Annotated in this window: 5 protein-coding genes; 2 read left to right on the top strand and 3 right to left on the bottom strand. The window is 65.4% G+C overall.

What is annotated here, in order from left to right; translation table 11 throughout:
• Window positions 1-51: 51 nt before the first annotated feature.
• The 3 genes from AC5JJ6_RS40265 to AC5JJ6_RS40255 form a co-directional block, all read right to left on the bottom strand.
• The gene (locus AC5JJ6_RS40265; RefSeq protein ID WP_496047436.1) at window positions 52-342 is read right to left on the bottom strand and encodes a hypothetical protein; all 291 of its coding nucleotides are present in this window, start codon (window positions 340-342) and stop codon (window positions 52-54) included.
• A gap of 92 nt (window positions 343-434) precedes the next feature.
• Window positions 435-977: a 2,4'-dihydroxyacetophenone dioxygenase family protein gene (locus AC5JJ6_RS40260; protein ID WP_496047435.1), complete on the bottom strand. Its 543-nt coding sequence runs from the start codon at window positions 975-977 to the stop codon at window positions 435-437.
• 33 nt (window positions 978-1,010) lie between these two features.
• Window positions 1,011-1,724, bottom strand: coding sequence for an SDR family NAD(P)-dependent oxidoreductase (locus AC5JJ6_RS40255; RefSeq protein WP_496047434.1), 714 nt, complete (start codon window positions 1,722-1,724; stop codon window positions 1,011-1,013).
• 429 nt (window positions 1,725-2,153) lie between these two features.
• Between AC5JJ6_RS40255 and AC5JJ6_RS40250 the strand changes: the two genes are divergently transcribed.
• Both AC5JJ6_RS40250 and AC5JJ6_RS40245 read left to right on the top strand, forming a co-directional pair.
• A complete protein-coding gene (locus tag AC5JJ6_RS40250) occupies window positions 2,154-4,256 on the top strand; it encodes a methyl-accepting chemotaxis protein (RefSeq protein ID WP_496047433.1) in 2,103 nt (700 codons plus the stop codon).
• A gap of 102 nt (window positions 4,257-4,358) precedes the next feature.
• On the top strand, window positions 4,359-5,238 hold an 880-nt coding region (locus AC5JJ6_RS40245), incomplete at its 3' end, for a methyl-accepting chemotaxis protein (RefSeq protein WP_496047432.1).

Raw genomic sequence — 5,238 nt, 5'->3', positions numbered from 1 at the left:
CTCACGACACACCATCGCGAAAATTTGGCGCGTCTTCAACTCAACATCCTCTTACCATTGAGGTCCGTTGTCGGAAACGGCCCGGCGGGAAAGCAGGTCGTCAAGGCTCTCGGCTTCGAAGATGGCGTCAGCCCACAAGTCGAGGTCGGTCGGTTGGGCGGCGAGGACAGTCGCTATCGCCGTTTCTGGTGGTGTGCCGTAGCGATGGCGCATCTGACGCATCAGCATTTCCGCCTTTCCTTCTGCTTTTCCTATTTTATAGGCAATGATTGTAGAGGCGAAGCAGGGCCGGGCCGATTTACCGTTCATCAGGAACGGCTTGTAAGCAAAGTCGTATTTCAAGGCGCGGAACCCGGCTGTGCTGGATGCGTTGCCTGCCCTGATATCACTCCCCGGTATGCATCCGCCTGCGGCACGATGGCCGCTACGGGAAATCACCGCACGAACTGGTCCACGAAGTCGCCGCCCAGACCGTTCTGCGCGTAGTGCCGGCGGCACATGTCGATCTTGGTGAAGACGTCTTCGTAGCCGGTCTGCTTGCCCCAGGGATCGACGTAGATCATGCAGCCGGTGATGTGGAACAGGGTGATCATCTCCGGCACGTCGTCGGGCACCACCAGCGTATGCGTCTCGCCCGGCGGCTCGAAGACGTAGCCGCCCTCGTTCGCGACCCAGTTGTGCTCCAGATAGTGCCAGCGGCCGCGAAGGACGAAGCCGTGGACAGGTGCGGGGTGGCGGTGGCGGCTCAGCACGCCGGACTTCCGGACCCGCAGCAGGTTGATCCAGTAACCCTGTCCGGTATGCAGGCACAGCGGGCGGAACCAGACGTTTTCCATCTGTGGCACCCAGACGCGCTCGTCCTCCGGCAGGGCCGAAGGCACCACGATCTCCGTCGCGGCTTCGGGCGGGAAGGGAAGCTGGTAGGGCATCTTGCTCTGATCGAGCGAGCGTTCCGGAGCTTCGGGGGTCTTGTCCATGGTCGTATCCTCCAGTCCAGGAGATCGGGAACTTCAGGAGATCAGGTAGCCGCCGTCCACCGGCAGGACGACGCCGGTGACGAAGGCCGCGGCGGGGGAGCACAGGAAGATCACCGAGCCGGCGAGGTCGCCGGGTGTGCCCCAGCGCTTCATCGGGGTGCGGCTGAGGATCGCTTCCGACCGGGCGGGATCGTCCTGGAGCGCCTGGGTCAGCGGCGTCGCGATCCAGCCCGGCGCTATGGCGTTGACCCGAATACCCTCGGCCGCCCAGGCGATCGCCAGGCTCTTGGTAAGCTGCGCGATGCCGCCCTTGCTGGCGCTGTAGGCGGGGGCGAGGCCGGCGCCGAAGAAGGTCAGCATCGAGGCCACGTTGACGATGGCGCCGCCCCCCTCCGCCAGCAGCGGCCGGCAGGCGGAGCAGAGGCGCATGGTGCCGGTCAGGTTGACGTCCACCACCTGCGCAAAGGTCTCAAGATCGTATTCGGCGCTCCGCCGGATGATCCCGGCGGCATTGACCAGGATATCGAGACGGTCCAGCCCGCCGGCCAAGCGGTCGATCGAAGCGGCATCGGTAACGTCGAGAGCGGCGGTCGTGACACCGGGGGCGGGGACTCCGGTTCCCTCGGCGGCGGGCAGGCCGGCGGCGGTGACGTGGCATCCTGCGCTGGACAGGGCCGCCGCGATCGCGGCGCCGATGCCGCTGGTGCCGCCTGTGACCAGCGCATGACGGCCCGATATGTCGAACATGGGGTTGATCCGTTCCGGTTATTTAGTTGGTAGGACCGACAGTCCGTTTTCCTTCCCAGTTATGAGACATTTACCCCAGGGAGGTTTCGTCCGCAAAGGTTTGAACGCCGGCCGGATGCCATATACCACCACGACTGCGATCTTCATCGACGTTAACCCAAGTGATCCAAACTAAAGATGTATGACGAATGTCAAAACAACGGGATGATGACGGAAGAAATAACTAGATGCCCAATGACTTAAGTATAACCCTGACAGGGCCGTACTTAAATAAACGGTTACATTTGTGTTCCATGATCCTGCTCTCGATACGAATAGATCAATTCTAAAAAATTTAGTTAGTAGAGGGATGAGATGTCGGCAGAAGTGCAGTCCGCTTCACCGCACCGGAGGATTGGTGCCCGATTTTCGCTCGGATTGAGGGGCCGGATGCTGCTGGCCATCGGAGCGGTCCTGTCGGGCACCCTGATGGCGGCCGCCGTGGCGATCGACGGCTACGGAAATGTCGAGACGACGCTTGCCACCATCACCGAACAGTCGCTGCCCGCCATGAACCGGGCCATGCGGGTCGCCCAGCACGCGGAGCGCCTGGTGGCGCTGGCGCCGGCCCTGGAAGCGGCGAAGGACGAAGAGGGTCATCGTGAAGTCTCGACCCGCATCGCGGCGGGACAGCGGAGCTTCGAGGAGCGTCTGGCGGAACTGCGTGAAGTCACCGCCGGCGATGGGACGGAAGACGGCCTTGCGCTGGCCGAAGCGTCCTCGGCGCTGCTCCGCAACCTCAGCGAACTCGACAGCGTGATGGCGCAACGGGTCGCACTCACGACCACGCGCGAAGCCATGGTGCCGGAGCTGATCGCCGCCCATGCGCGGATCGAAAAGGTGCTGGCGCCGCTGTTGTCGCTCTACAACGCGCAACTCGACCAGGCCCATGCCATCCTCTCGGACCCGGATGCCGGGGCCGAGCAACTGCGCGAGGCCGGGCGGCAGATCGTCGAAGCGACCGCGGGACGGAGCGCCATGGCCGGGATGATCGCCGATGCCGGTGCCGTGCGCAACCAGCTCCTGGAAGCCGTCTACTCGACCGACTCCGACCGGCTGATGGTGGTGCAGACGAACCTGCAAGGCAGGCTGGTCAGCATCGACATGGCGCGCGGCCAGTTGCCGGAGAAGGTGGCCGAGATGGTGAGCGGCCCGTTCGGCGTGATGCAACGGGTAGCATCCGATCCCGGCAACTTGCTGGAAGGCCGCGCGAAGGAGCTGGAAATCCTTCAGCGCTTCCACAGCCTCGTGGACGGCAACCGTGACCTTTCGGAGCGCCTTGCAGCCCTCGTGGAAGGAGTCGTCCAGCGGCAGGAAACCAATGTCGACGGAGCGACCGCCGCCACGACGCTCCTGCTCGACCGGGGCACGGCACTGCTGACCGGCGTCGGAGCCTTCAGTATCGTTCTCTCGGCGCTGGTCATATGGCTCTATATCGGGCGCAACGTCGTGCATCGCCTGCTTGCGCTGCGCACCAGCATGGCATCGATCGCCGGCGGCGACCTCACCGTCGCCATCCCGACGGGCGGGCGGGACGAGATCGCCGAGATGGCGGCGACGCTCATCGTCTTCCGCGACAACGCGCTGGCGGTCAGGGAAGCCGAACGCCGCACCGAGGCGGAACGCATCCGGGCGGCTGAGGACCGGCGCGCCATGCTGCTCGACCTCGCGTCCCGGTTCGAAAGCCGGGTCAAGGGCGCCGTCGATCAGGTCTCGGGCGCCGCCAGCCAGATGCAGCGGACGGCGGCCGACATGGCGGCCTCGGCGCGGGACAGCAGCGATCTTGCGGGACAGGCGCTCTCGGCAGCCGGTCAGGCATCGGGCAACGTCGAGGACGCGGCAGCCGCCGCCCACGAGCTTTCGCTGTCCATCACCGAGATCGGCCGGCAGGCCGTGATGTCGGCGGAAATTACCGGCGAGGCGGTCGAGAACGCCCAGGCGACCGACGACACCATGAAGACCCTGGACCAGACGGCGCTCCGCATCGGCGACGTCGTCAAGCTGATCTCCTCCATCGCGTCGCAGACCAACCTGCTGGCGCTGAACGCCACGATCGAGGCGGCGCGGGCCGGCGAGGCGGGCAAGGGGTTCGCCGTCGTGGCGGACGAGGTCAAGGCCCTGGCCAACCAGACGGCGGAAGCGACCGACGAGATCGCCCGCCAGATCGGCGAGGTCCAGTCCGTGACCGGCGACGCCGTCGGCCGTATCCAGGCGATCGGTACGGTCATCCGGCGGATCGACGAGATCAACTCGACCATCGCCGCCGCCGTGGAAGAACAGCGGGCCGCCACCACGGAGATCGCGCGCAACCTGTCGGAAGCGTCCACCGGCACAAGCCGCGTTTCCGACACGGTCGACCGCGTCACCGGCATGGCGGCGCGGACCGGCGAGGCGGCAGGCGGCGTGCTGGAGGCATCCGACCGCCTCAGCGTCCAGGCCCGTTCGCTCGACCAGCAGGTCGACGATTTCCTGCGGGAGGTCCGCTCCGCCTGAAGTCGGCATCGCAAACTTTAGGCATACGACCGTATAATTCATAAATGCTGTTAATCGTTTGCGGCTAATTTTGTCAGAAAATTACCGCATGAGGTGGTCGAGGTGAGCAGACCGGAACAGATCATCGAACTGACAGGAAAGGTTTCTTCGGTCGTCGACAGCAAGATCAGGGACATCAACACCATCACGGGCCAGATGCGGACCCTGGCGTTGAATGCCCTGATCGAGGCGGCGCGGGCCGGCGACGCCGGCCGCGGCTTCGCCGTCGTCGCCAACGAGGTCAAGGAGATCTCCGGCCAGATCAACCAGATCTCCGCCGAGATGTCGCGCGAACTGTCCGGCAGCGTCGCCGAACTGACCGAACTGGGGCGCGACATCCTGGACGGCATCCGGGGCCAGCGGCTTATCGATCTGGCGTTGAACGCGATCGACATCATCGACCGCAACCTTTATGAGCGAAGCTGCGACGTGCGCTGGTGGGCGACCGACAGCGCCGTCGTCGCTGCCGCCGCCGATCCTGCCCATGCCAGCCAGCGACTCGGCGTCATCCTGCGCAGCTACACGGTCTATCTCGACCTCTGGGTAGCGGACGCCTCCGGCCGGGTCGTCGCCGGCGGCAGGCCGGACCGCTATCCCGGCGTTCTCGGATCGGACGTGTCGGGCGAGGGATGGTTTCGCCGGGGCATGGCGACCCGGAGCGGCGACGACTACGTCGCCTGCGACATCGCCACCAATCCTCTCCTGGACCATGCGCAGGTCGCGACATACGCCACCGCGATCCGGGAGGGCGGCGAGGCGAACGGCAAGCCGGCCGGTGTTCTCGGGATCTTCTTCGACTGGGAGCCGCAGGCGAAAGCCGTCGTTTCCGGCATCCGTCTGACGGTCGACGAGGCCGCCCGCACCCGCTGCCTGCTGGTCGATGCCCGGGGCAGGGTGATCGCGGCGTCCGACGGCAACGGCATCATGTCGGAAACCGTCGAAC

Source organism: Skermanella sp. (assembly GCF_059503625.1).
Note: the sequence above shows the minus strand (reverse complement) of the source record. Positions and strands in the feature narration are given on the sequence as shown.

Bases quoted from the DNA above. Each gene is read 5' to 3' on its own strand.
- AC5JJ6_RS40260 (WP_496047435.1), bottom strand. From the start codon at position 977: ATGGACAAGACCCCCGAAGCTCCGGAACGCTCGCTCGATCAGAGCAAG.
- AC5JJ6_RS40255 (WP_496047434.1), bottom strand. From the start codon at position 1,724: ATGTTCGACATATCGGGCCGTCATGCGCTGGTCACAGGCGGCACCAGC.
- AC5JJ6_RS40250 (WP_496047433.1), top strand. From the start codon at position 2,154: ATGCTGCTGGCCATCGGAGCGGTCCTGTCGGGCACCCTGATGGCGGCC.